The 24,768-nt window shown below is 72.9% G+C and carries 25 protein-coding genes, 1 pseudogene and 1 riboswitch; of the genes and pseudogenes, 12 read left to right on the top strand and 14 right to left on the bottom strand.

Annotation, left to right across the window (positions count from 1 at the left end; translation table 11 throughout):
• Positions 1–22: 22 nt before the first annotated feature.
• The 3 genes and pseudogenes from AB0O36_RS26805 to AB0O36_RS26795 form a co-directional block, all read right to left on the bottom strand.
• Positions 23–604 carry an HXXEE domain-containing protein gene (locus tag AB0O36_RS26805; RefSeq protein ID WP_365114821.1) on the bottom strand — a complete coding sequence of 194 codons (582 nt, stop codon included), beginning with the start codon at positions 602–604 and terminating at the stop codon, positions 23–25.
• Between the two features lie 107 nt (positions 605–711).
• The gene (locus tag AB0O36_RS26800) at positions 712–1,086 is read right to left on the bottom strand and encodes a hypothetical protein (protein WP_365114760.1); all 375 of its coding nucleotides are present in this window, start codon (positions 1,084–1,086) and stop codon (positions 712–714) included.
• Positions 1,087–1,198: 112 nt separating this feature from the next.
• Positions 1,199–1,546, bottom strand: a pseudogene (locus AB0O36_RS26795) (class I SAM-dependent methyltransferase); the annotation flags it as partial.
• 68 nt (positions 1,547–1,614) lie between these two features.
• Here AB0O36_RS26795 and AB0O36_RS26790 point away from each other — a divergent pair.
• The 3 genes from AB0O36_RS26790 to AB0O36_RS26780 are packed head-to-tail and all read left to right on the top strand — an operon-like array spanning position 1,615 to position 3,939.
• Entirely contained in the window at positions 1,615–2,022 is a 408-nt protein-coding gene (locus tag AB0O36_RS26790) for a hypothetical protein (RefSeq protein WP_365114759.1), read from the top strand.
• A 10-nt stretch (positions 2,023–2,032) separates the two neighbouring features.
• Positions 2,033–3,046 carry an SPFH domain-containing protein gene (locus AB0O36_RS26785; protein ID WP_365114758.1) on the top strand — a complete coding sequence of 338 codons (1,014 nt, stop codon included), beginning with the start codon at positions 2,033–2,035 and terminating at the stop codon, positions 3,044–3,046.
• Positions 3,043–3,939 (top strand): hypothetical protein, encoded by an 897-nt coding sequence (locus AB0O36_RS26780; RefSeq protein WP_365114757.1) that lies wholly within the window; start codon positions 3,043–3,045, stop codon positions 3,937–3,939. Before AB0O36_RS26785 ends, AB0O36_RS26780 begins: the two co-directional genes overlap by 4 nt.
• Positions 3,940–3,984: 45 nt before the next feature.
• Here AB0O36_RS26780 and AB0O36_RS26775 read toward each other — a convergent pair whose 3' ends face one another.
• Positions 3,985–4,506 (bottom strand): hypothetical protein, encoded by a 522-nt coding sequence (locus tag AB0O36_RS26775; RefSeq protein ID WP_365114756.1) that lies wholly within the window; start codon positions 4,504–4,506, stop codon positions 3,985–3,987.
• Positions 4,507–4,730: 224 nt separating this feature from the next.
• Here AB0O36_RS26775 and AB0O36_RS26770 point away from each other — a divergent pair, with 224 nt between their 5' ends.
• From AB0O36_RS26770 to AB0O36_RS26760, 3 genes are all read left to right on the top strand, one after another.
• Positions 4,731–5,645 (top strand): NAD-dependent epimerase/dehydratase family protein, encoded by a 915-nt coding sequence (locus tag AB0O36_RS26770; RefSeq protein WP_365114755.1) that lies wholly within the window; start codon positions 4,731–4,733, stop codon positions 5,643–5,645.
• 138 nt (positions 5,646–5,783) lie between these two features.
• Positions 5,784–6,671 carry an RNA polymerase sigma factor SigJ gene (gene sigJ, locus AB0O36_RS26765; protein WP_365114754.1) on the top strand — a complete coding sequence of 296 codons (888 nt, stop codon included), beginning with the start codon at positions 5,784–5,786 and terminating at the stop codon, positions 6,669–6,671.
• Between the two features lie 118 nt (positions 6,672–6,789).
• Positions 6,790–7,701 carry an NAD(P)-dependent oxidoreductase gene (locus AB0O36_RS26760; protein ID WP_365114753.1) on the top strand — a complete coding sequence of 304 codons (912 nt, stop codon included), beginning with the start codon at positions 6,790–6,792 and terminating at the stop codon, positions 7,699–7,701.
• A 183-nt stretch (positions 7,702–7,884) separates the two neighbouring features.
• On the opposite strand, the gene AB0O36_RS26755 is transcribed toward AB0O36_RS26760, so the two are convergent.
• The 4 genes from AB0O36_RS26755 to AB0O36_RS26740 all read right to left on the bottom strand — a co-directional run bounded on the left by AB0O36_RS26755 (position 7,885) and on the right by AB0O36_RS26740 (position 12,101).
• Positions 7,885–8,541 carry a dihydrofolate reductase family protein gene (locus AB0O36_RS26755; RefSeq protein WP_365114752.1) on the bottom strand — a complete coding sequence of 219 codons (657 nt, stop codon included), beginning with the start codon at positions 8,539–8,541 and terminating at the stop codon, positions 7,885–7,887.
• Between the two features lie 155 nt (positions 8,542–8,696).
• On the bottom strand, positions 8,697–9,014 hold the full coding sequence (locus AB0O36_RS26750; protein ID WP_365114751.1) for a hypothetical protein: 318 nt from the start codon (positions 9,012–9,014) through the stop codon (positions 8,697–8,699).
• 285 nt (positions 9,015–9,299) lie between these two features.
• The gene (locus tag AB0O36_RS26745) at positions 9,300–11,273 is read right to left on the bottom strand and encodes a hypothetical protein (protein WP_365114750.1); all 1,974 of its coding nucleotides are present in this window, start codon (positions 11,271–11,273) and stop codon (positions 9,300–9,302) included.
• A 30-nt stretch (positions 11,274–11,303) separates the two neighbouring features.
• Positions 11,304–12,101 carry an alpha/beta hydrolase gene (locus tag AB0O36_RS26740; RefSeq protein ID WP_365114749.1) on the bottom strand — a complete coding sequence of 266 codons (798 nt, stop codon included), beginning with the start codon at positions 12,099–12,101 and terminating at the stop codon, positions 11,304–11,306.
• Positions 12,102–12,390: 289 nt separating this feature from the next.
• Between AB0O36_RS26740 and raiA the strand changes: the two genes are divergently transcribed.
• Together raiA and AB0O36_RS26730 are read left to right on the top strand one after the other, a co-directional pair.
• Entirely contained in the window at positions 12,391–12,687 is a 297-nt protein-coding gene (gene raiA / locus AB0O36_RS26735) for a ribosome-associated translation inhibitor RaiA (protein WP_365114748.1), read from the top strand.
• A gap of 149 nt (positions 12,688–12,836) precedes the next feature.
• Positions 12,837–13,337 (top strand): peptidylprolyl isomerase, encoded by a 501-nt coding sequence (locus AB0O36_RS26730; RefSeq protein ID WP_365114747.1) that lies wholly within the window; start codon positions 12,837–12,839, stop codon positions 13,335–13,337.
• Between the two features lie 66 nt (positions 13,338–13,403).
• Here AB0O36_RS26730 and AB0O36_RS26725 read toward each other — a convergent pair whose 3' ends face one another.
• From AB0O36_RS26725 to AB0O36_RS26715, 3 genes are all read right to left on the bottom strand, one after another.
• Positions 13,404–14,249, bottom strand: coding sequence for a hypothetical protein (locus tag AB0O36_RS26725; protein ID WP_365114746.1), 846 nt, complete (start codon positions 14,247–14,249; stop codon positions 13,404–13,406).
• Positions 14,250–14,562: 313 nt separating this feature from the next.
• Complete coding sequence (locus AB0O36_RS26720; protein ID WP_365114745.1) at positions 14,563–15,654, bottom strand: PP2C family protein-serine/threonine phosphatase; 1,092 nt, start codon at positions 15,652–15,654, stop codon at positions 14,563–14,565.
• A 452-nt stretch (positions 15,655–16,106) separates the two neighbouring features.
• Positions 16,107–17,897 (bottom strand): nucleobase:cation symporter-2 family protein, encoded by a 1,791-nt coding sequence (locus tag AB0O36_RS26715; RefSeq protein ID WP_365114744.1) that lies wholly within the window; start codon positions 17,895–17,897, stop codon positions 16,107–16,109.
• A 698-nt stretch (positions 17,898–18,595) separates the two neighbouring features.
• Between AB0O36_RS26715 and AB0O36_RS26710 the strand changes: the two genes are divergently transcribed.
• The 4 genes from AB0O36_RS26710 (at position 18,596) to AB0O36_RS26695 (ending at position 23,188) form a co-directional block, all read left to right on the top strand.
• Complete coding sequence (locus AB0O36_RS26710; RefSeq protein WP_365114743.1) at positions 18,596–19,327, top strand: helix-turn-helix transcriptional regulator; 732 nt, start codon at positions 18,596–18,598, stop codon at positions 19,325–19,327.
• A gap of 188 nt (positions 19,328–19,515) precedes the next feature.
• Positions 19,516–19,728, top strand: coding sequence for a hypothetical protein (locus AB0O36_RS26705; RefSeq protein ID WP_365114742.1), 213 nt, complete (start codon positions 19,516–19,518; stop codon positions 19,726–19,728).
• 188 nt (positions 19,729–19,916) lie between these two features.
• The gene (locus tag AB0O36_RS26700) at positions 19,917–21,500 is read left to right on the top strand and encodes a serine/threonine-protein kinase (RefSeq protein WP_365114741.1); all 1,584 of its coding nucleotides are present in this window, start codon (positions 19,917–19,919) and stop codon (positions 21,498–21,500) included.
• Positions 21,497–23,188, top strand: coding sequence for a serine/threonine-protein kinase (locus AB0O36_RS26695; protein ID WP_365114740.1), 1,692 nt, complete (start codon positions 21,497–21,499; stop codon positions 23,186–23,188). Before AB0O36_RS26700 ends, AB0O36_RS26695 begins: the two co-directional genes overlap by 4 nt.
• Before the next feature lie 80 nt (positions 23,189–23,268).
• Here the strand turns inward: AB0O36_RS26695 and AB0O36_RS26690 are convergent, their stop codons facing one another.
• From AB0O36_RS26690 to AB0O36_RS26680, 3 genes are all read right to left on the bottom strand, one after another.
• The gene (locus AB0O36_RS26690) at positions 23,269–23,763 is read right to left on the bottom strand and encodes a hypothetical protein (RefSeq protein ID WP_365114739.1); all 495 of its coding nucleotides are present in this window, start codon (positions 23,761–23,763) and stop codon (positions 23,269–23,271) included.
• The gene (locus tag AB0O36_RS26685) at positions 23,756–24,202 is read right to left on the bottom strand and encodes an Ohr family peroxiredoxin (protein WP_365114738.1); all 447 of its coding nucleotides are present in this window, start codon (positions 24,200–24,202) and stop codon (positions 23,756–23,758) included. Before AB0O36_RS26685 ends, AB0O36_RS26690 begins: the two co-directional genes overlap by 8 nt.
• Before the next feature lie 80 nt (positions 24,203–24,282).
• Positions 24,283–24,344, bottom strand: a riboswitch (guanidine-III (ykkC-III) riboswitch).
• Between the two features lie 166 nt (positions 24,345–24,510).
• Positions 24,511–24,768, bottom strand: a 258-nt coding sequence (locus AB0O36_RS26680) for a transglycosylase SLT domain-containing protein (RefSeq protein ID WP_365114737.1), incomplete at its 5' end; no start/stop codon positions are given.

Raw genomic sequence — 24,768 nt, 5'->3', positions numbered from 1 at the left:
CTCCGGGCACCGTGATCGGTGATCAGGTCCGGGCGGTTGCCGGATCCCTCCGGACAGGACGTCGCGTCAGCACATGGGCTCCGGCCGTGGCCACCGCAGCCAGTGCCAGGCCCTTCACGGCATCGCGGGGGTGCGCGGGACGCAGAACCCCCGCCTGCCGCAGTCGACCGCGCGCCCAGAGCGTGAAGGGGATCACCACCAACGGCGAGGTGACGGAGCCCGGCGTGTACCCCCTGACGACGGCGGCCTGCGCCAAGTGCACCAGACCGTGCAGCCCGAACCCGTTGAGAGCAGCCTGGTAGAAGGCGGAGCGCCCACCGGTGCGGTGTCCGTCGGCAGCCGCCGCGGCGACCACGATGCCCATGGCGGCGACTGCGGTCGTGAACTCCGTCCGGTCAATGGACTCCAGCCGCCGCCATATCCGCTCCGGTACCAGTGGGAACCGTTCTCGCAGCTCGGGCACCCGGGCACGGGCCCAGCCGGGCACCAGGGCCACCTCCTCGGCGTCGTGCAGCGCCCACGCGGCCAGCAGTCCTGCCGTCACGCCGACGCCGACGCCGACGCCAACTCCGCTGTCCACCGGGCCGGTTTCGTATCCGCTCATGGTCAGGAAGTCTGCCGGAACGCTGCGTCCTCTCCAAGCGTGTGGCCGGGCCACCGGAGGGGGTGGGGACCGGCCACGCGCGGTTCTGGTGGGTGGGGGTGGGTGGGTCAGGTGAGGGGGCCGAGGAGGGTGCTTCCCTTGTCTTCGGAGTCGTCCGAGAGGAGGAAGGAGGTCCAGGCCGTGAGGTATTCGTCGCGGGTGATGTGGCCGTTGCCGTCCTGGTCGAGGCGTCCGGCCGCGGTCCTGGCCTCGTCGGCGTCCATGCCCCAGGCGCGGAGGAACGCCTCCAGCTGCCCCACCGTGGCCACTCCGTCGTCGGCTTCGCGGGAGGCGTGCGGTTCCACGGTGGTGATGGCGTCGACGCGGCCGGCGATCTCGCGGACGAGGGCGCCGGTCCCTCCCCCGACGTCGAGGACGGTGTGGTTGCCGCGCAGCGTGTCTGCGACCAGGGCGATGTCCTGGCGTTCGAAGCGGGCTTCCATGTCCAGCCAGCCGTGCTCGGTCAGCTCGTGCGGGCCGCGGTAGTCCTCGGGGCGGGGGTGGGGGCCGGTGAGTGCGTGTGCGGGTGCGGCGGGGCCGCCACGTCACCGCGTGCCAGTGCCCCGGCCGGTCCTGCACCGTACGGACGTCGGCGAGCTCGAAGCGGGCCGTGGGCACCTGTGCGCGGGCGAGGTCGACCATGGTGCGGGAGACGTCGTAGCCGGTGACCCGGTGGCCGGCCGCTGCCAGTCGGTCCGCGGTGGGCCGGCCCGTTCCCGAGCCGATGTCCAGTACGGCGGCGCCCTCGGGGAGGCGGGCGAGCAGCCAGTCGATGGCGGCGAGTTGTTCCGGGAGGTGGGCGTAGGTGTCCTCGTACACCTTGCCGAGGACGTCGAACGGGCGGGCGGCCCGCTCGGTGGAGCCGTCGCCCCTGCGAAGGAACGGCGCTGCGTCGGTGGTCATGACGGAACTCCCCATCCGGACTGCGGTGATCATCGGGCGAGACCGGCATCCGCCTCCTGGGCCGGACCGTGATCGAGTGCTGCGTCGACGCCTACGCCACCGCCGTCACCGAGGCCCTGGCGGAGCTCCACTCCGCCCTCCCCGACGACGGCGCCGATCCGCTCGTCCTGGACCTCTTCTGCGGCTCGGGCAATTTCAGCCACCACCTCGGCGCCCGGCTCGGCATCACCGTGCACGCCGCCGAACTCGACCCCGACGTCCACGACGCCACCCGCCACAACCTCGGCCGCATAACGACGAACACGGAGCTGCACCTCGGCGACTACGCCGACCTGCTGGGCAAGCACCCCCCGCGCGGCACGCGCGGCACGTACTTCGTGGAGCCGCCCATCCCGATCGATCGCCGGCAACCCGATCCTTTTCGTCCGCTTGACGATATCGACGCCCGTCATTATCGTCATGATGACGAAATTTAGGGGGTTCGGCATGGCCGACATCACGCGGCGGTTCGGTTGGCGGCACTTGCGGTCCGCGCCCACCGCCCACATCCACCACCACAGGCGCGGGCGGCTCGTACATGACGGGCGGGGGCTCAGCTTCTGGTACCGGTCGCTGTCGGCGGCGCTGTCCGAAGTGCCCGTCGACGACCGGGAGCTGGCCATGGGGTTCCACGCCCGTACGGCCGACTTCCAGGACGTCACCGTGCAGGCCACCGTCACCTACCGGATCAGTGACCCGGCCGCGGCGGCGGACCGGCTCGACTTCTCCGTCGACCCGGACACCGGGAGCTGGCGGGGCGCGCCCCTGGAGCAGATCTCCACCCTGCTGACCGAGACGGCGCAGCAGCACACGCTGGACGTGCTGGCCCGGACGCCGTTGGCCGTCGCCCTGGTGGACGGGGTCGCCTCCGTGCGGCAGAGCGTCGCCGCCGGTCTCGCGGCCGAGCCCCGGCTCCCGGCCACGGGCATCGAGGTGGTGGCCGTGCGCGTCGTGGCGATCCGGCCCGAAGCGGAGGTGGAGCGCGCCCTGCGTACGCCGGCCCGCGAGCAGATCCAGCAGGAGGCGGACCGGGCCACGTACGAACGGCGGGCCGTCGCCGTCGAGCGGGAGCGTGCGATCGCCGAGAACGAGCTGGCCAGTCAGATCGAACTGGCCCGGCGCGAGGAGCAGCTGGTCGAGCAGCGGGGCATCAACTCCCGTCGCGAGGCGGAGGAGAAGGCGGCGGCCGACCGCGTACGGACCGAGGCCGAGGCGGCCCGCAAGGTCCGTCTGGCGCGCGCGGACGCCGAGGCCGCGCGTGAGACCGGCGCGGCGCGTGCCGAGGCGCAGGCAGCCTGGCTGCAGGTGCACGGCGAGACCGGCCCGGGCACGCTGTACGCGCTGGCGGCGACGCGGCTGGCGGAGAACCTGCCGCGGGTCGAGAGCATCACCCTCACGCCCGACGTCCTCACCGGTCTGCTCAGCAGGCTCGGGCGTCCGGATCCCGGTGCGGACGCGTGAGTCTCGCCCCCCGGGCGGTACTGGTGCACCGCAGGACCGAGTACGAGGAACTGCTCGGCCGGCACGGGACGCACGGGCAGGCGGCGTTCTTCCTCTCCAGCCGGGGCCGGTCGATCGACGAGGTGGTCGGCCGGCACGCCCGGACCCGGCAGGCGCTGCGGGAGGTGGCGGCGGCGGTGCCCCTGACCTGGCGCAGCTCCCAGGTCGAGCGGGCGGACCTGGACCGCTTCCTGTTCGCGCCGGAGGACGTGGTGGTCGTGGTGGGGCAGGACGGTCTGGTCGCCAACACCGCGAAGTACCTCGCCGGGCAGCCGGTCGTCGGCATCGACACCGACCCGGGACGCAACCCCGGAGTCCTGGTCCGCCACCGCTGCGCCGACACGGCCGCCCTGCTGCGTGCCGCGAGCACCGGGGGACGGACGGAGGACCTGACCATGGTCGAAGCCGTCGCCGACGACACCCAGCGCCTGCTTGCGCTGAACGAGATCTACCTGGGCCCGCCCGGCCATCAGACGGCCCGTTACCGCCTGGGCCCCGACGGCGAGACGGGGCCGGGCGAGGCGCAGGCGTCCTCCGGGGTACTCGTCGGCACCGGCACCGGCGCGACGGGCTGGCTGCGCTCCCTGTGGCTGGAGCGCGGCAGCACCGCAACGCTGCCCGCTCCGTGCGACCGGCAGCTGCTGTGGTTCGTACGCGAGGCCTGGCCGTCGCCCGCGACCGGAACGTCCAGGACCTCCGGGCATCTGGAAGAGGAGCAAGGACTGCGGCTGACCGTGGAGTCGGACCGGCTCGTGGTCTTCGGCGACGGGATGGAGGCCGATGCCCTGCAGCTGACCTGGGGCCAGAGCGTACGGCTGGGGATCGCGGCGACATCGCTGCGCCTGCTCGTGTGAGGTTGTTCTTCAAGGTCGGATCACGGGCGACGTCAAAGATCGAACCTAGTGGTCGACGAACATCTCGAAGTCGTTGTAGCCATCGGCGAACACATACGTGTGGGGCTTGTCGAAAAGCTTGTGCCAGTTGTTGTTGGTGTCCTGGCCCCAGATTTCTTCCCGAGTGATTTTCACATTCTTCTGACGGCCTGGGGGGGTGTTCGGTGTGCTCACCGTCAGGGTCAGACTGGTGAGGTCCTTCCAGACGATGTGGTTCGCCGGCTTGGGGCCGGCCAGCAGGTTGACCCGGCTGTGGGTGCTCTGGAAGTCGCCGAACTTCTGCAGGTGCTCCTGGTCGGAGTCGCAGCCGTTGGTGTTGGTGCGCACCAGCCTGGTCCAGGTGTCGCTGCCGGACGCGTCCCTGTACCGGGCAGTCACCCAGGACGGGATGCACTTGTTGGTGTTGGAGAGCTCGCCGACATCGATCCAGAGACTGAACGCCTTGAACTCCACATCCCCCGCAGCAGCAGCGGGGGATGTGCTGAACGAGCCGGCCAGCAGTGCCGCCCCCGCCATTGCCGTGAACAACCTGCGAAATCCTCGAACACTTCGCACAGCCATGCCACATCCCAATTTCTGATCGATCCAAGTTCCCTGCGGCAACAGGCTAGATAACTCTCCGTATGCATGCAATCACTCGGAAGAGTTGCCTGTTCGGTCGGAGTCGAGGAACGAGCCGGAACCCTCACCGTGCGCGGGTGTGGCGGGGGTCACGTTCGGGGGTGTCACGATCCCGGTGGGGTGCTTGTCCCATGGGCATGGACGACATCAGGAACGTGCTGCTGGCAGGGGCGAGCGGGGTCTTCGGGCGCCACGTTGCGGACGAACTCGCCGGGGCGGGGTACCGCGTGCTCGCGCTGGGGCGGGGGGCCGGGAACGACATCGTCGCCGATCTGATGGACCGCGAGGGGCTGCTGCGGGCCGTGGAGGGACTGCGCTTCGACGTCGTCGTGCACGCGGCGACCGCGCTGCGCGAGGCGCCGATGAAGCACCGGGACATGGCCGCCACCGACGCCCTGAGGACCACCGGCACCGCGCACCTGGTCGAAGCGGCGCAGGTGGTGGGGGCGCGGCGGATGATCGCCGAGTCGATGGTCTTCGGGTACGGCTACCGCGACTTCGGGGACCGGGTGCTGGGCGAGGACGACGGGTTCGGCGCGGCCGACGGGCTCGACCGCGGTTCGCAGGCGCACGTGGACGCGATGCGGATCAAGGAGCGGTTGATGCTCGGCGCCGAGGGCATCGAGGGGATCGCCCTGAGGTTCGGCCTGTTCTACGGGCCCGGCGGGACCGGGGCACTGGTGGAGCTGCTGCGGAAGCGGAAGCTGCCGGCCGTGGCCGGCCGGGGGCGCGTCCTGCCGTGGATCGAGCTGCGGGACGCGGCGCGGGCGGTGGCGCTGGCCGTGGAGGGTGGTCGTCCCGGGCGGGCGTACAACATCGTGGACGACGTCCCGATGGGGTTCGGCGCCCATGTCCGCGCGGTCGCCGAGGCGTTCGGCACTCCCCCGCCGATGACCGTTCCGGCCTGGGTGACCCGGCCGATGGCCTACGCGCACAGGATGTTCACCAGCAGCCTGCGCGTGTCCAACGCCAGGGCCCGGGCCGAACTCGGCTGGGCGCCGCGGTACCCGGGCTGCGCCGAAGGGCTCGCGGCGCTGCGGGGCTGACCGCGACGACGGCCCTGCGACAACGGCCCTGCTCGGCTGACCGCGCGACGGCCCTGGGGGGGTCTCGGCGAGGCGCTGCGGGGTCGGCCGTGGTGAATCCGCCTTGTCACGGTCATGGGCGATTGGCACGATACGGCGATGATCACCGCGAGCGAGTCGGAGCAGGACCCCTTCACCGAGCACCGGCGACTGCTGTTCGCCACCGCCTACCGCCTGACCGGGACGGTGACGGACGCGGAGGACATAGTCCAGGACGCCTGGCTGGCCTGGAACAAGAAGGACCGCTCCGACGTGGGCCACCCCAAGGCCTATCTGGTCCGGACGGTGACCAACCTGGCCCTGAACCGGCTGACCTCGGCCCGCGCCACGCGGGAGGAGTACGTCGGCCCGTGGCTGCCGGAGCCGTTGCTGACCTCGCCCGACATCGCGGAGGGCAGTGAGACGGCCGAAAGCGTGTCGACCGCCATGCTGGTCGTGCTGGAGACCCTCACCCCGCTGGAGCGGGCGGTGTTCGTCCTGCGCGAGGTGTTCGGGTTCTCCCACGCGGAGATCGGCGGGTTCCTGGACCGGCCCGAAGCGACGGTCCGGCAGATCGCGCGCCGCGCACGCACCCATGTGCAGGCCCGGCGCCCCCGCTTCGACACCGACGACGCCCGGCGCGCGGAGCTCACCGCCAGGTTCATGAGCGCCTGCGCCGGCGGTGACCTGAACGCCGTCATGGAACTCCTCGCGCCCGAGGTCACCGCATGGTCGGACGGCGGAGGAAAGGTCACCGCCGCCATCCGCCCGCTGCACGGACCCTCCCGCGTGGCCCGCTGGCTGCTGGGCGTCATGGCCAAGCCCGAGATGGCGGCCGCGACCGTCACCACGGCCGTCGTCAACGGCGAACTGTCCCTGCTCTGTCTGATGGGGGGAGTTCCGGTCGGCGCGCTCACCTTCGACATCGAGGAGGGCGGCCTGCTGCTGCGCAACCTGCGGTTCCAGGTCAACCCCGACAAGCTGCGGGGGCTGACGATCCGTCCGTGACCCGGATCGCCGACGGCGCGGCCGTGACCCGGATCACGGAAGGGCGGAGCCGCGGAGTGTCACGTACGGATCTTGTCGTTTGTCCAATGGTCGTACCCGTCACTTCAGGAGGATGACGATGAGAGTCCTGCTCGCCGGTGCGACCGGCGCGATCGGCCGGCCGCTGACCCGGGCGCTGCTCGACGGTGGGCACCAGGTGCTGGCGCTCGCCCGGACGGACCGGTCGGCGGCGACCGTGCGCGGGCTCGGCGCCGAGCCCGTCCGGGCGGACGCCCTGGACCGGGACGGCCTGCTGCGGGCGCTGGAGGGCGTCTCGGCCGACGCGGTGATCCACCAGCTGACAGCGCTCAAGGCGCCCAAGCGCACGCTGACGGCGGACGATCCCGGCAACGTGCTCCGCGAACGCGGCACCGCGAACCTGTTGGAGGCCGCGGGCACGGTCGGCGCCGCCCGGTTCCTCACCCAGTCGCTCGTGCTGGGCTACGGGTACCGCGACCACGGCGACCGGGTCCTCACCGAGGAGGACCCCTTCGGAGTGCGCGGCGGCAACGTCGCCGACCACGTGATCACCGGGCTGCTGGAGGCCGAGGGCCGGCTGTTCGACGCCGGGCACGTGACGGGCTGCGCCCTGCGCTACGGGGTGTTCTACGGCCCGGGGACGTGGTTCGACCCGACTCCGGGAAGCAGGGCCACGCCCGTCCCGGCGGGCGGGGGCGGGGTGGTTCCGTGGGTCCACGTCGAGGACGCCGCCGCGGCGACCGTCGCCGCTCTGGAACACGGGCGGGCGGGCGAGGCGTACAACATCGTCGACGGGCGGCCGTCGACGTGGGGCGAGCTCGGTGCGGCGCGCTCGGCGGCGGCCGGTGGCCGCGGGGTGCGGCTGCCGGGGTGGGCGCTGCGGATGATGGTCCCCTACCTGGGGGCGCTCATGCTGGACACCCGGCTGCGGGTGTCGGGTGCGAAGGCGGCCCGGGAGCTCGGCTGGACCCCGCTCCACCGGGACCACCGGGCCGGGATGGGCGTGGCCTGAGCGGCGCTCGTACCGGACGGGGACGGGGGCCCGGGCTTCACTGACGGCCCGTCACCGGATGGGCGGTGGGGGCCGGACGAAGGAGATCCCCCGCCCGGCCCCCACCCGGACCCAACCGGACCCACCCGGACCCGCCCGGACCCTTCCGAGCCCTTCCGGACCTTTGCCGGTTCCTCCCGGTCGTTACGCCGTGGCCTCCCGGCCGTCGCGTACGACGAACTCACCGGCTCCGGTCGTACCCCACGCGGTACGGCGGAGGGTGAGGGCGACCGCCCCCGAGCCACCGGCCGCCACCTGCGACTCGGTGATCCGGTAGACGGACGGGACGGCGCCGTCGTCGAAGAGGCGCTTGCCGGCGCCCACGACGACGGGGAACTGGATCAGGCGGTGGACGTCCACCAGTCCGGCGTCGTGGAGGGTCCGGACCAACTGCCGGCTGCCGTGCACCTGGAGCTCGCCGCCCGGCTGTTCCTTGAGCCGGCGCACCTGCTCGACGATGTCGTCGCCGCGCAGCACGGTGGTCTTGCCCCATGCCGCGTCGGCATCGGTGAGCGTGTTGCTGACGACGTACTTCTGCCCGGTGTTGAGGGTGGTGGCCACGACGTTGTCGGGCTCGGTCACCTGCGACCAGTACGTGCGCATCATCTCGAAGGTGGTCCGTCCCAGGAGGACGGCGTCGGCCCGGCCGAACCACTCCCCCACCGGGTCGAGCTGTCCCTCGGTGCTGTGCGGGACGAGCCAGCCGCCACGGTCGAAGCCTCCCGACGGGTCCTCCTGGACGCCGCCGGGGCCTTGCATGACGCCGTCGAGGCTGACGAAGGTGTGAACGCTCAGTTCCATGCGTGCTCTTTCCGTGGTCGTGCGGCGGGCGTGCCGCTTTCGCTGACGGTTCGTCCTGTGGACAAACGGGCAGCGGGAAACGTGACACCCCGGCCTTCGACCCGGGGCACAGGCGGCACGCCGGCGGTCGCTCCGCCGTACTCCGGTACCCGGTACTAGCCGGCCTCGTGCTCGGTCTCAGGCTCGGCCTCGTGCGCGGCGCGGGCCGCGAGCTGGCCCTGGACGTAGGGGTCGGAGTCCGGTGCGTACGGGCCGCTGTGCGCGGCGAGGTGCTCTTCGATGCGCTCCCACTCGGCCACGGCGACCGGGTCCGCGGCCTCTTCGCGGGCCGCCTCCAGCGCCGTCTCGGCCTCGTGGTGGTGCATGCCCGTGGCCTTGCCCCGCACCCGGTCGATGACCGTCGGTTCGCCCGGCGCGGGATCGTGCGGCTCGTGCGCCGCTTCGACGGCAGCCTCGTCCGGGTGCTCGGTCATGGTGCTGCTCCGTTCTCGCTGTACGGCGGCACGGTGTGCTCCTGCCCGGGAGTGGCGGGCACATGCGGACGGTCCTCCGTGCGGTCACCGGTAGCGGCGGGCACGGGCCGCTTCGCTGCGCACGGAGAGTTCGCCGATGAGGCGGGCCGGTTCCGGGTCATCGGGCGGGTCGGGCGGGCGAGGTGGGCAGGTGCCGGGTGCCGTCCTCGGTGAGCTGCAGTACGCGGACCGGGGACCGGGCGGCGGACCGGGACGGCGCCGGCGGTGATCGGGGGGCGGGCTCCTTCAGTCCCGGCCGCCGCCCCGGGAATCCAGGGCGCTGATCACCGCGCCGCTGCGCAGTCTCGCGGTCAGGGTGGCCGGGGGAACGGGGGCCGGCGGCGCCGGGACGGCGAGGGTGCGGCCGGGCGTACGGGAATGCAGGGATCCCGTGGCGTTGATCTCCGCCACCTCCCGGCTGCCCGCGGCCAGTTGGTAGGTGCGGCCGGACGGGGCACGCCAGACCGTCGTCGCGAGGAGGTGCTGCCCGAAGCGTCCGCAGGCGGCGGTGGAGCGGGCCCGGGCCACTTCCAGCGAGGCACCCGCGGGCGGCCGGAGCCGGATCCGGACGTCGCCCTGCCCGGTCCGGTGGGTGGCGCGGGTACAGGACCAGACGGCCCGCCCGGGGGTCTCGGGGAGTTCCGTGACGGCGAAGTCCCACAGGTTGACCGCCCGGACCGCCCGCCCGTCCACCGCGTCCAGCGCACAGGCCTCCTGCGCCCAGCGGGCCAGGGCGGCGGGCCCCGTGGCCTCGCGGGGCTGGCGGGCCGGCGGCGCGCCGGCGCCCTCCGCGGGCGGGGTGTAGGTGAGGTGGACGGGGAGCATCCCGCCGCGGTCGGCGAGGAGGAAGGCGTGCTTCTCCACGATGCGCGGCGAGGAGGCGACCTCCAGGACGGGACGCGGCCCACAGCCCTCGCCCGCCGCACCGCCGTCCGCATCGTCATCCGGCCCCTGCCGGCCGGCGGCCTCGCGCGGGAACGCGGTCGTGACCGTCCCGTCGGGGCCGATCGGCAGCGGCCGGGCGGCGGTGGCGGGGGCGGCGAGGTCCCGGACCCCGGCGGTGGCGATCCACGGCGCGAGGAGACGCCGGGCCGTGCCCCCGTCCCGGGTCAGGGTGACGGCGGCCGCCGTCGTGACGTTGGAATCGTCGGTCCGGGCGATGTCCAGGCTCCTGTGGCCGCGCTGCTCGGTGTAGCGCACGACCCGGTCGGCGTCGAGGAACACGACCACGGCCGTCCCGGGTCGGGGATCGCCGGCGAACAGCAGCTGCGGCGGGTGTCCGGGCGGTTCCGCCGAGGCCGAGGGGGCAACGGTGACGGCCGTACCGGAGGGCGGCGCGGCCCAGGTGCCCAGGGCCCGCGCCAGCAGGGGCCGGTCCCCGGTGCGCGGACCACGGGCGGGCCAGGCGGTGAAGTCCACCCGGCCGGTGTCGGCCCAGGCCTGTGCGGGAACCCGGACCAGGCGCGCGGGATCGAGGACGGCGCGGGCGGCGGGGGCTCCGGCGTAGGCGACGGGGTGCCCCGAGTCCGGCCCGGCGACGGTGGCCCGGGTCAGCCCGGCGGCCGACAGCAGGACGGCGGCGATGCCCCAGGCGGCGCGGATGCGGGTGCGGCGCAGCAGCAGATCGGTGGGGCGGGTGTGGACGTCCGCCGGGTGCAAGATCGTTTCTCTGTCCGGCCGGGGCCCGGCACCGACGCCCCTGCGCCCGGGAGCCCCCTCCTCCGGCCCGGCTGCGGCCTCCGGTCCGGTACCGGCCGCGAGGGCCGCCCGTACCTCGCCGCCCGGATCACCGGCTCCGGCCTGCGCGAGCACGTCCGCCGCGGTGTCCTGGTCCAGTCCGTCGTACCGGCACAGCACGTGCGCCGCGCGGGCGTACGGGGACAGCCCCGCCAGTCCGCGCGCCACCTCGTCGAGCCCCTCGGCCGTGGGCCACATCCGCAGCCCCCACACCCATGGCGGGAACGGCCCGCGCCGCCGCCCGGCGGCGCGCCGCACCACCTCGGCCCGTACGGCTGCCAGCGGGTCCGCGCCGTGCCGGGCCCGGCGCCCCGCGGCCCGCAGGGAGTGCTGGACGGCACGGTGGGCGCGCAGCAGCCGCGTGTGCCGGTCGAGGTCCGGCGGCAGCACCAGGTAGGCCAGACACAGCAGTCGGGGGTAGCGCTCGACGATGACCGCCTCAGCCTGGCGCAGCCCGGCTCCGGGGCCTTGACGTTGTCCCACGCTGCGGACAACGAAGGAATCATCATCTGGTCACACACCGGCCTCCGCGAGGAAGTCGCGGACCGTGGTGGCGAAGCCGTCGGGGTCCGCCTGCTGGACGAAGTGGTCGGTGTCCAGGGAGCGGTAGACCGTGCCGGGGCGCTCGGAGCACATGGCCCGGGCCTGTTCGGCGGGCAGGACCTGGCTGCGCAGGCCGTGGATCAGGAGCGCGGGGCAGTCGGTGGCGAGCCACTGCTTCCGGTGGTCGCCGTGGACGAGGTTCTCGGAGTCGACGGTGTCCTGCGGGTGGAAGGGCAGCCGCCAGCCGGCGCCGTCGGGCAGCGGGCGCAGCACGGGGCCGAGGACGGCGGCGAGGGGTCCGCAGGAGGCGGCCAGTTCCTCGCGGGTGGGCGCGGTGTGGGGGAGGCCGAGCACGAAGGCGAGGGGGCTGGTGCCGTGGTCGGGGAGGTCCACGGCGGTGTCGACGTTGATCAGGGCCTCGACCAGGTCCGGGCGTTCGGCGGCCAGATGGATGGCGTTGATCGCGCCGAGGGAGTGGCCGAGGAAGACCGCGCGGTCGATGCCGAGGTGGTCGACGAGGGCGAGGAGGTCGGCGACGTAGCCGGCGCGGGTGTATTCGGGGGCGCGGTCGGAGTCGCCGTGGCCGCGCTGGTCGGGGGCGATCACCCGCCATTCGGGGCCGAGGGCGGTGGCCAGGGCGGTGAAGGAGGCGCCCTCGGAGAGGTGGCCGTGCAGGACCACCAGGGGGCGGCCGGTGCCACCGAAGTCCAGGTAGGACAGGGTGCGGTTGTCGACGGTCAGGGTCGCGCGGGCGGGCTGGACGGTCATGGCGGTGGTACCCCTCTGTGGATCCGGGTGTCGGAGTGGCGGTGCTTCGCCGAGATCGACTATACGCACGTCTATGACAGTTGTTCAATACGGTTGTTTGAAACGTGTGGTCCGCCCGCAGTCCCCGGTGGACGGCGGCGCTCGACTCGGCCGCGGACGGGTACGCGGCGGCGCATGCGAATGCACATCAATCGAGTCAGAAGGGAAAAAATCCTGCCGCAACTTCGTGCGTGCGCGACAAGGCGCCTAGCCTGAGCAGCGAGGACCTGTCAGAACCGAGAGGCAAGAGATGCTCTACACGCTCAACGGAGACAACGTCGAGATCACCGACGCACTGCGCGACTTCGTCGGCGAAAGGCTCGGCGCGCTCGACGGGCGGGGCACCGAGACCGCAAGCGCTCGGGTGAGCCTGAAGACCAACGGTGCGGAGCGGATCGCCTCGGGCACCCTCCGGGTGGACGGCCAGGACCTCACCACCATCACCGCAACGGCCTCGGACGTGCACACGGCCGTCGACAAGCTCGTCGACAAGCTCTTCGCCCAGCTCAGGAGGCACACGCAGAGGCTGGACGGACGCCGCCTCTAGCCGAGGCCACCCCCCTGGCCGGTTGGTGGAACCCCGGTGCCGACCTGCGAGGATTGGGGGTCCGGGGATGGAATGGGACCTCGTGGCCCGGTTGGCGGTTCAGGCCGTCGCCGAGGTTGTTCAGCATGCGATCTGCACAGGAGACGACGATGAGTGCGCAGCAGCCGCACGTTCTGCTGGTCACCAGCTTCGGCGAAATCGAGCTCGAACTCGACGCCGAGAAGGCCCCGGTCTCGGTGAACAACTTCGTCAGGTACGTCGCCGGCGGGTTCTACAACAACACGATCTTCCACCGTGTGATCCCCGGATTCATGGTCCAGGGCGGTGGGTTCACCGACTTGATGGTCGAGAAGAACACCCGCGAGACGATCGTGAACGAGTCCGGCAACGGGCTGCGCAACACCCGCGGAACGATCGCCATGGCCCGCACCTCGGTCCCGGACTCGGCCACTTCCCAGTTCTTCGTCAACGTGGCGGACAATCCCGCGCTCGACCCCGGTCCTGACGCCGGCTACGCCGTCTTCGGGAAGGTCACCAGGGGAATCGAGGTCGTGGACCGGATCGTGAGCTCTCCTACGACGACCAGGGACGGCATGCAGGACGTTCCGGTGGAGCCGGTCTACATCAAGACCGCCAAGCGCCTCGACTGAGCGGTCGGAGCCCGCGGAGGGCGGGCGCGAGCAGGTGTCGTTCCCGCCCGTCGGCCGAGGGTGCCGTCAGGGGCGTTCGTAGAGCTGGAGGAGGCCGCCGAGGGAGAAGCAGGCGGCGCCGAGGAGGGTGCCCCAGTTGGCGACGCCGGTGCTGATCAGGCTGCCGGTGGCGGGGCGGGTGTACGCGGCCAGTGCCGAGATCATGAAGAGGACCGAGCCGAACTGGTTCACGGCGACGATCCACCAGCCGAGGCTGCGGCTGCGCAGACAGATCCACGGGCGGTGGCAGATCTCCACGAACCCGAGGTGTCCGGAGACCAGGAAGAGGATGCAGCCGATCACGTCCGGGGTCCAGATCAGGCGGTTGACCTGCTGGACGGTCAGGCCCTGGAGGAAGGAGTCCAGGAGGTTGACTCCGAAGACCAGGGTGCCGACGAAGAGGACGAACGCGCTCAGCCAGTCCACCCGGGTCGGCTCGTAGCTCCACCAGCGCCATGCGGGTGTGACCAGCCGGCCCTCGCCGCCGGGTACGTGGCGGGGGCTGTTGACGACCTGGAGCAGCGAGGCGAAGCCGCCGGTGTTGAAGAAGAGACCGCCGGCGAAGTAGATCGAGGCGCAGGTCAGGGCGTCGCCGGAGCCGAACTGGGCGACGCCGGCGCCGGTGGCGAAGAGCGCTCCGCCGATGATGAAGGCGGTGGCGGCCAGGGCGTTGAGCCGGCGCAGCCGGCGCAGGGCGGCCGCGTCGGCACGGGTGTGCCCGCCGGCGGGGGCTCCGGGCGGGCGGACGGCGATGACGCCGCGCCGGCGGGCGGGCCTCGACTCCCACACGGCGGTGCCGCCCTCGGGGGGCTGCCAGGTGAGGCGGGTGGTGAACGGGCCCGCGCCCTCGGCGCGCTGCTCGGTCGGACTCATGCCGGTGGGATCCATGCCGGTGGGATTCATGCCGGTGCGATGGCGGCGGCGCCGCCCGCCGTCCTCCCTCCTCTGTCCCCTGTCGGTTCCGGTTCGCCGGTTCCGGTTCGCCGGTTCCGGTGCGCCGGTTCCGGTGCGCCGGAACGCGGCTCATCAGTCTTGCCGGTGAGGCGGTGGGATCGGGCCATTGGTCCACTCGTGGGCGGTGAACGCTGCGTGGGGCGGAGGCAGGACGAGGTGGAGGGGCGGGTGTCGGACCGCCCCGGGGCCTCGCAGCGGGTGGGTGAGCGGCCGGGGGGCCGGGAGTCGCGGCTCAGGACTCGTGCAGGCGTACGGCGAGGGCGGCGATGTCGTCGTCCAGGCGGCCCCTGCTGTAGCGGAGGAGGTCGCGGTGGAGGGCCGTGAGCAGTTCGCGGGGCGGTGTCGGGGGCTGTCGGTTCATCCAGGCCGTCAACGGGAAGAACTCACCGTCGCGGGCCCGGGCCTCGGCGATGCCGTCGGTGTAGAGGAGCAGCAGGTCGCCGGGCACGAAGCCGAAGCTGTCGACGGTGTAGTCGTCGCCGATCAGCTCCGCGAGGCTGAGCAGGGGCGAGGGGGTGTCGGGTTCCAGGACGCAGAGCTTTCCGCGGTTCAGGAGCAGCGGTGGCGGGTGTCCGCAGTTCAGGATGTGGATACGTCTGCCCTCGTGCGGGATCTCGACGAGGAGGGCGGTGGCGAAGCGCTCCATCGGCCCTTCAGGCGGAAAGGCGGCGTTGTAGCGGGTGCTGCTGGCGTCGAGCCGGCGTGCGACCTCGACCAGGTCGGTCTCGCCGTAGGCAGCCTCCCGGAAGGCGTTGACGATGGCCGCGGCCGTTCCCACCGCGGGCAGGCCCTTGCCCCGGACGTCGCCGATGAGCAGCCGGACCCCGTACGGCGTGTCGACCACCTCGTAGAAGTCGCCGCCGATGCGGGCCTCCGCCGCGGCGGCGAGGTACAGGGATTCGATCTCGACGTCGCCGAAGCGGCGGGGCATGGGGCTCAGCACCACCTGCTGGGCGGCGTCGGCGACGAGCCGTACCTGGATCAGGGTGCGCTCCCGCTGGAGGCGGAGGTGGCTTCCGTAGGCGGCGGCCACGGTGACCGCGATGATTCCGGCGGCCGTCCACCAGGTCCCCAGGTCGGGGAAGACCATGCCGAGGCCGATCATCAGGAGGAGGCAGACCGTGCCGAGCAGGATGGTGGGGAGGACCGGCCACATGGCGGCCGCCAGGGCCGGTGCCGCGGGCAGGAGGCGGCTGAAGGCCATCTCCGGCGGAGTGGCGTAGGCCAGGCTGGCGATCACGACGGTCAGGATGACCGGAGACAGCCGAACGAGCCACCCACGGCCGTAGCGCCGACGGGGCCGCGGCCGTCCAGACTCGATCACACTTCACAGAATATCCGTGCAATAGGGGCATAGCGCCTTGACGGGCGGTGTCGGCCGCCCGTCCGCCCGCACCCTGCCCACACCGTGCCTGGCAGGGGACGCTTTCGGCCTCCCGATCGACCGGGGTCGGGCACCGTCGTGTCGGCCGGCCCTCTGGCCGGCCCTCTCCGCACCGCACTGCACTGCACCGCAGCCGACGGGCGCACCCCAGTTCCACGCTCCCCCGCTCCCCACTCCCCCTCGGGCAGAGCCCGTCCACACCGCCGCGAATCGAACGATTGATCGGATCATCGGGCGACGGTGGTCGCCTCGTACGGGCAGAGCGCCTCCCGGATGGGGCCGGGAGGCGCTCTGCCGCACCCGCTCGCCGGAGCGGGCGGTTCTGGGGATGCCCGCTGCCGGGGCTACCGGCCGTCGCGGTTACCAGCTGTCGCGGTTACCAGCTGCCGCGGTTACCAGCTGTCGTTCGGGGACGGCCGACCGGGGCCTTCGGGGTGGTGGGTGGGCTCGTCGTCGTGGACGCGGATGGCCTGGGCCCGAGGGTGGTTGAGCCGGGAGTGGAGGGGGTGGAGCGGGCCGGGGAACCCGACCGACGCGTCGGATGAGGGGGAGGAAGGGGAGGAGAAGTCCGCCGGAGGGGTGGAGGGATGGCCGGATGCCTGGGGCGGGGGTGGGGTGGGGAAGTTCGGGTGGGTCTGCCCGGGGGCGGGCCAGTCCGTGGGCGGGCCGGCGTACGGCGTGGGTGCGGGGTACGGCGAGGGCGCGGCGTACGGCGAGGGTGCGGGTACGGACTGGGCGCCCGGGCCGTGCAGGCGCCGGCTGGGGAGAGGGGGCGGACCCGTGAGGCCGGGGGCGGCGAGCGGCGAGGTCTGCTGGGCCGGGATGGGGTCCGGGTCGGCTTCGGTGCCGCCGCCGAGGTGGTTGAGGAGGTAGTTCAGCAGTACGGCGACCAGACAGCCGGCGGAGATGCCCGATCCCAGGACGGTTTCGGCCGGCGCCGGCAGGTCGCCGTAGAAGTCCGGGCTGACGACGGGGACGAGGCCGAAGGCGAGGGTGACGGAGACGATCAGGCTGTTGTGGCCGGTGCCCAGGGCCGCCTTGGCCAGGGTGCGGATGCCCGCGACGGCGACGGAGCCGAAGAAGACCACGCCCGCTCCACCCAGGACGGGCGGCGGGACGAGCGCGACGAGGGAGCCGAGCACCGGCACGAGGCCCAGGAGGGCCAGGATCGCACCGCAGACGGTGACCACGTAGCGGCTGTGGATCCGGCTGAGGGCGACCAGGCCGACGTTCTGCGCGAAGACCGTGGGGGTGAACGCCCCCAGCACGCCGCCGAGCACGGTGCCCAGGCCCTGGGCGCGCAGGTTTCCGGTGATGGTGGAGCCCTGGGTGGGGCGGCCGGAGACGGCGCCGATGGCGAAGAGCGAGGCGGTGGCTTCGGCCATCGAGACGAGCATCACCACCACGCCGGTGGTGATGACCGTGGGCACGAACTGCGGGGCGCCGAAGGCGAACGGCTCGGGGAAGGCGAAGAGCGGCGCTTCTTCGAGGGGATCGAGATCGACCTTGCCCAGGGGTATGGCGATCAGGGTGCCGGCGAGCATGCCGAGCAGGACGGCGATGCGGCCGAGGAAGCGGCCGGAGAGCGCACGGTGGACGGCCAGGGTGATGGCGAGGGTGGCGCCGGCCAGGGCCAGGTTGGAGGGCGAGCCGAAGTCCGGCGCACCGGTGTCGCCGCCGCGGGCCCAGGTGCTGGCCACCGGGAGGAGCGACAGCCCGACGAGGGTGATCACGGTGCCGCTGACGACCGGCGGGAAGAACCTGACCAGCCGGTTGAAGGCGGGTGCCAGCAGGATGCAGAGGACTCCTGCGATCAGGGTGGCGCCGAAGATCTGGGGGAGGGCGTTCTCCCGTCCCACGGCGGCGGAGGTGGAGAGGGCCGGGGCCACCACGGCGAAGGAGACGCCGTTGGTCAGGGGCAGCCGGGCGCCGATGCCGAACAGGCCGAGGGTCTGGGCGATGGTGCCCAGACCGGCGACGAGGAGGGACGCGGCGAGCAGGGCGGAGAGCTGCGAGGCCGTCAGGCCGAGGAATCCGCCGATGATCAGCGGTGGTGCGGTGAGGCCGGCGTACATGCTGGCGACGTGCTGGAGCGCGGCGGGCACCAGGCGGCGGGTCGGGAGGATCTCGTCGACCGGGTGCGTGGGCGCATCGGGCGTTGGGGCGGAGGCGCGGGGCGACAAGCGGAGTCCTTGGGACACCGCCCGCGGAACGGGGGTTCCGGGGCGTGCGGGTGGAAGGTGGGCGGCCGCCGCCGGGGGACGGCCGGCGCCGGGGCGTTGCAGGCGGTGCTGTGCTGCAGAGGGTTGGTTCTGTGCTGACGGCTGTGCCGTGCCGGAGGAAGTGCCGTACTCAAGGAGGTGCTGTGTGCTGGGAAGTGCCGTGCTGCGGGCCGTGCCGGATGCAGGAGGTGCCGGCCGCGGAATGCTGCAGAAGTGCTGTGCTGCAGAGTGCTGTGCTGCAGGCGGTGTCGAGCTGCGGGCCGTGCTGTGGTGCAGGCCGTGCCGTGCTGTGCTGCAGGCTGTGCTGTGGTGTGCTGCATGGGTGGGCAGCACGGAGCCACTGCCCCTTTCGCATCACGGAAGAATTCTTCCGCTGCGGACGACGGGACTCTAAGTAGGGATTCGGCTACTCGTCAACTCCCCCAAGCGGAAGGGGGTGTTCACGGAAAACTTTGGAGGAAATGCCCAAGGAGCGCGCTCCGGTTTGCGTTTCGGGAGACTCCCGAAACGGAGAATGCGCAGGTCGGAGGCGCGCCGATTCCGACAAGATCGCCGGTCACCGGCAGGGTGCGGCCGCCCGGTCGAGCAGGGGGTAGTGCGTACGGACCGCGCTTTCCGGGCCTTGGCGAAATGCCGGTCGGTCTCTACGGTGTGCCGCTATGTCCTTCGTAGAGGATCCATCCGTCCTCCCCCCATTCGAGCCGGCCCGCGCCGGCGCGATCCGCGGCATGCTCGGGGTGACTCTCGGTCAGGTCGCCTACGCCATTGCCGCCTATCAGGGAAAACCGTTTCCGCCGGCCCTGCTGGAAGCCTGGGAATCCGGCACCGTCGTGCCCGACGACGACGAGGTCAAAGCGCTGGCCGCCGCGCTGTGGTGCTCCCCCGTCGACCTCGTCGGGGAGGCCACGACGCTCGCCCAGTGCCGCACCCTGGCCGGGCTGACGATGAGCCGGACCGCGGCCGAGTTGGGGATGACGCGGGACCGCTGGGAGGACGCGGAACGCCGCAACCGCTGGCGGGGCACCGCCGCCCAGACCGACGCCCTGCTCCGGGTGCTGCGCCCGCCACCGGCCTGCTTCGTGGCTGCGTGCGGCACGTCCAGACAGTTGAAGAACCTGCTCAGGGAGGCCGTCAACGGCTGGTGGCCCAATTACGTCACCGCGGTCGCGGGCATCGTGCCCGTCGAGGCCGCGGCGCTCCGTCATGCGCTGGAGCAGCTGCACCTGTACTACCAGCAGTTGGAGGGGTCGGTCGGCGCCTCGTCCTGGGCGGCGGCCTCGGCCGAGGCGCAGGCCGCCGACTTCGTCGAACGCATCGACCTGTATCTGTGGCAGCAGCTGCGCGCCATGGGCAACCCGCCGGTTCACGGCGCGGGTCCCGGTACCTACTGAAACCCGCTGCTCAGGGGTTGAGCAGGTGTTCCTGCCCGGTAGGGGCGGGGGCTTCGGTCCGGCTCGGCTCGATTCGCCTCGCGGGGCCCGTGCGCGTCGCCCATGCTGAGAAGCAGGGCGCCGTCCGCCCGGGACATGGGCTCGTTCTTCCCCCACAGGGCCGAACGGGGCGCCCGGAGGAGGAAGCCATGCGTCTGCGACTGCGAAGGATGCTGGGTCTCGCACTGGCCGCGGCGACCCTTGCCGGCATGAGCGCCGTCGGGGCGGTCAGCGCCCAGGCCGCCGTGTCCCCGACCATCACCCGGGACGACTGCACGGCCGCGGGCGGACAGATCGTGTCGCGCCCGTACGGCGGAGAGGTCTGCTCGTTGCCCGACGGGACCTCACAGCCGATCACTTGATCCCACGAAGCATCCGACGAAGCATCCGACGGGATCACCGACGAGACATCCGACGAGACATGCGACGAGAGGTCTGAGGGATGGTCTGATGAGCGGCCCGGTCCGTGGGTTAGGCTCGCCGGCAGCTGGGTTCCGTCGGGCGGGGGTTCGGCCGAGTTGACGGCCCGTGTGATGGACGGACCACCTCCATGCGACCGATATCGGGGCCCGCACCCGCCGCGGCCGGGCCGTACCGGCTGCTCGCCGTGCTCGGGGAAGGCGGGATGGGGCGGGTCCTGCTCGGGGCCGGTCCGGACGGACGGCTCGTGGCCGTCAAACAGATCCACGCCGAATACGCCGACGAGGACGGCTTCCGGGCCCGCTTCCGGCGGGAGGTCGTTGCCTCGCGCACGGTTTCGGGCGCCTGCACCGCGCCCGTCGTGGACGCGGACCCGGAGGCGGAAACACCCTGGCTGGCCTCGGTGTTCGTGCCGGGGCCCGCGCTGGGCGAGGCCCTGGAGACGGCCGGCCCACTGCCCGAGGAGGCCGTACGGCGCCTGGCGGCGGGGCTGGCCACGGCCCTCGGGGACATCCACCGGGCCGGACTGGTGCACCGGGACCTGAAGCCGTCCAACGTGCTGCTCACCGAGGACGGCGTACGGGTCATCGACTTCGGCATCGCGCGGCCCGTCGAGGGCCGGACGCGCATCACCCACACCGGGGCGCTGATCGGCTCGCCGTCGTTCATGGCACCCGAGCAGGCGCAGGGCCTGGCGGTCACGCCGGCCACCGATGTGTTCGCGCTGGGGTCCACGCTGGTCGCGGCCTGTACGGGGCGGCCGCCCTTCGCGGCGGAGTCCGTACCGCGCCTGCTGTACGAGATCGTGCACGCGGAGCCCGACCTTTCGGGTGTGCCGGGCGCGCTGCGCGGGGTGATCGAGCCGTGTCTGGCCAAGGACCCGGCGCTGCGGCCCGGACCGGACGAGGTGCTCGCGCTGGTCGGCCGGGTGGCGCCGGCCGCACGGCCCTGGCCCGGCGTGGTGACGGGGCTGATCGCCGCTCAGCGGGCCGAGGCGGCGGAGTTCGCGGCCGCGATGCCGCCGCGTGCGGGTGCCGCAGGGCTCGTATCCGGTGCCGCCTCCGCTGTCGTCCCCGCTGCGGGTGTCTCCGTACGTCGGCGGAGGCGGCGGCGGGCGTTGGTCGCGGGGGGTGTGGTGGCCGTCCTGGCCGTGCTCGGCGGGGCCGGGGCGGTCGTGGGCGACGACGCGTACTACGCCCTGTTCCCGGAGGAGGCGCCGCTGTCGCGGGTGGCCGACGCGTACCGGGCGGAGGCCGCCACCTGCCGGGACATCGGCGGGGAGATGCAGCTGCCGGGCGGCTTCGCGCTGGGGGGTGGTGGTCGGGGGATCACCGTGGACCCTTCGGGCTCCGGTGGCGGTTGTGCCTGGGTCCAGAGCGGAGTCGAGTTCGGCTCCAGCGAGGTCTCGGTCGAGTGGCGCACCTACTTCACCTCCCCGGGCGCCGGGACCGGAGCGGTGCAGGCCGACCGCGCCCATGAGGGGAGCCGGCCGGGCGGCGGGGCCGGACGCGAGGCCCGTCCCGAGTTCGCCGACGAGGGGCTGTGGCTCCCCGTGGACGAAGGCGGCCCCCTCCGCTGCAGGTTGTCAGTGCGCGATGCGAACCTTCACCTGACGGTTCAGGTGAAGGGGGCGCGGTATGGGCCGGGAGTGGAGTGCGAGTCGCTGGCCCTGCAGGCCGCGCGGTCGGCGATGAGGGTGGTGCCGCAGCGGTGAAAGGGCTGAAGGGGACGGATCCGGTCGCGGTCGGGCCGTACCGGCTGCTCGCCGAGATCGGGCGGGGCGGCATGGGGCGGGTGCTGCTGGGTGCCGCGCCGGACGGGCGGCTGGTGGCCGTCAAGCAGGTGCACGCGCGGATCGCCGCCGACGCGTCCTTCCGGGCGCGGTTCCGGCGGGAGGTGGATGCCTCGCGGCGGGTGTCGGGGGCCTTCACGGCCTCCGTGACCGATTCGGACACGGAGGCGGAAACGCCGTGGCTGGCCTCGGTGTTCGTGACCGGGCCCTCGCTCGGCGACGTGGTCGACCTGGTCGGCCCGCTGCCGGGGGAGGCCGTGCGCCGGATCGCGGCGGGCCTGGCCACGGCTCTGGTGGAGATACACCGGGCGGGGCTGGTGCACCGGGACCTCAAGCCGGACAACGTGCTGCTCTCCGAGGACGGCGTACGGGTCATCGACTTCGGGATCGCCCGGGCGGGCGCGGACGCAGGGGAGGTGGCGGGGCCGGGGTCGACCGAGCTCACCGCGGCCGGGGTCGTCGTCGGCTCGCCCGCCTTCATGTCACCGGAGCAGGCCGAGGCGAAGGAACTGACCGCGGCGAGCGATGTGTTCGCGCTCGGCTCGGTGCTGGCCATGGCGGCGAGCGGACGCTCTCCCTTCGCCCGGGAGTCGACGCTGCGGACCCTGTACGACCTGGTGCACGGCGAGCCCGAGCTGGCGGCCGTACCGGAGGGGCTGCGGGAGGTCGTCGCCGCCTGTCTGGCCAAGGATCCGGCCGCCCGGCCCACGCCGGCAGGGCTGCTGGAGCTGCTGGGGCCGGTGGCTCCGGGGGGTGGCGACCGGTGGCCGGAGGCCGTGCGCGGGATGATCGCCGCTCAGCAGGCCGAGGTGGACCGGGTGCTCGGCGCTCCGGAGCGGACCCTGGTGGATGCGTCTGCCGCCGGGGCGGGCCCGGGCGGGGCCGGCTCGGGCACATCGGCCGGCTCCGGCCCGTGGTCCGCGGCCACCGCGTCTGCCGCCGCACCCGCCGGCGCGCCGACGGCCGTGCGCACGACGGCGGACGGCGCCGCAGCGCCCGACGGCGGCGGCCGGGTGCGGCGCCGGTTCCTCCGTGGACCGGTGGTGGCGGGTGCGGTGGTGGTGGCCGCCGCCACGACGTACGCCCTGTGGCCCGGCGGGACGGGGGCGGAAGCGCGCGGCCCGGAGGGTGACCGGTTCGTCAACATGGTGTTCTGCGACGAGGTGGCGCGGGGGCTCCCGCTGCCCGTTGCCGACTGGGACACGGCGCACGACACGCGCAGCGACGCCGGGAACAACGCCTATGCGAGCTGCACCTGGAACGCGTACGGCACCTCGCGCGAGCACGCGTACGTGTCCTGGTGGATGCACCGCGGCACCGCCTCCGCCACGCGGCCGGACGGGACCACCGTACGGACGGGCGGTGAGGAGGCGGCCCGTGCGGACCTCGCCGGCTCGGTGAGCAAGCGCGGGGCCAAAGCCGGCCCCGGCCCGGGCGACGAGGCGTACTGGGACACCGCCTGGTCGGACGGCACGGGCTGCCGGCTCGACCTTCGCGACGGGAACCTCACCGTCCTCGTCAGGCTCAGCGGGCCGGAACATCCGGCGGGAAGCTGTCGTGAGGAAGCGGAGAAGGTCGCGACCGCGGTGATCGGGGCGATGCCCCGCTGACCCGGCTCCGCGACCCGGCTCCCGACTCCCGACTTCCTGATCCGGCTCGCCGAACCGGCCGGTTGCCCGGAACCGACTGCTCAGAGCTGCCAGTACGTGCCCGTCCGGGAATCGACGTGCACGAGGTGCCGGCCGACGCGCACCACGTGGTATCCCGGGGCGGACCAGGAGCCGGTGTCCACGTCGCCGTGGGCTTCGACGTCATTGACGGGGAGGGGGGTCCAGACCTCCAGGAAGGTGCTGCCGTCGGTGTTGGTGCCCCACTCGATGAGGTCCGTGCCCTCCCGCCGGAAGGTACCCGCGTCCTCGCCGGGCTCCCCCGTCAGGTGGTGGAAGTGCACCTGACGGCCGTCGAAGGACGTGACGCCGGCGAATCCGCGGCTGTCGGCGAAGTACGGCCCGGCCTGCAGCCACACCACCTCGCGGTCCTCGATCAGGGGTCCGCCGTCACGGCTGATCCCGCGCCGCAGCCAGGCGCCCCGCTCGGGTACCGGGATGCCGGGCCCGCCCGCTGCCGGAAGTCTCCCGGCCCTCCCCGGGCCGACCGCCTCGTCCTCGTACAGCGGCTCAGGCATCGGCGGTGCCGCCGTCCTCGGCGAGCAGGGACAGTTCGATGTTCCCGCGCACGGCCTGCGAGTAGGGGCAGACGGCGTCCGCCCGGTGGAGCAGGGGCAGCAGGTCCGCGGCCGTCCAGCCGGGGAGGGAGACGGTGAGGGCGACCGCGAGGCCGTAGCCCGCGGGCGTGTCCGTGGTCCCCAGCCGGACTTCGCAGGCGACGCGCGCGGTGGAGGCGTCCGCCCCGAATTCGGCGGCGACCTCGGCCAGTGCGGAGGTGAAGCAGGCCGCGAAACCCGCGGCGAACAGCTGCTCGGGGTTGGTGGTGCCCGGCACGTTCTTGCGGGGCGGGGCCAGGCGCACGTCCAGCCGGCCGTCTTGGGTGCGTACGGTGCCGGTGCGGCCCCCGTCGGCGTGGGCGGTCGTCCGGTAGAGGGTGCGGGTGAGCGGTACGGTCATGTGTCCGGCCCATCTGTGCGACGAGGGAACGCCACCCGGGTCCGGACGGCGCTTCGGCACCCTCCGGTGGGACGGCGCCTGGCGCGTCGTCGTGCGTAACCGGGTACGGCGCATCTCGTCCGGGGCCCGAGACCGGGCCGCCGCACAATCTAGCAACGGCGCGGCCCGCGGGGACCGTGACCGTGGGTGACCCTCCTCACCCACGGGCGGAGCTCCGGGTCCGCACATGCGAGGACGCCCGGCCGGGGGTTCCGGCCGGGCGTCTTCGCATGCGTGCTGCTGTGTGCTGTGTGCTGTGTGCTGGTGGCTTAGTACCAGTGGTTGGCCTGCCAGAAGTTCCAGGCGCCGACCGGGGAGCCGTAGCGGGAGTTCATGTAGTCCAGACCCCACTTGATCTGGGTGGCCGGGTTCGTCTTCCAGTCCGCACCGGCCGAAGCCATCTTCGAGCCGGGCAGGGCCTGGACCAGACCATAGGCGCCGGAGGAGGCGTTGGTCGCCGACGGGTTCCAGCCGCTCTCGTGCTCCACGATCTTGCTGAACGCGGCGAACTGAGCCGGGTCCTTGAT

The organism is Streptomyces sp. NPDC089799 (assembly GCF_040684755.1).
In the GTDB taxonomy this organism is placed as follows: domain Bacteria; phylum Actinomycetota; class Actinomycetes; order Streptomycetales; family Streptomycetaceae; genus Streptomyces.
The sequence above is the reverse complement of the archived record's forward strand: the minus strand, read 5'-3'. Positions and strand labels throughout refer to the sequence as shown.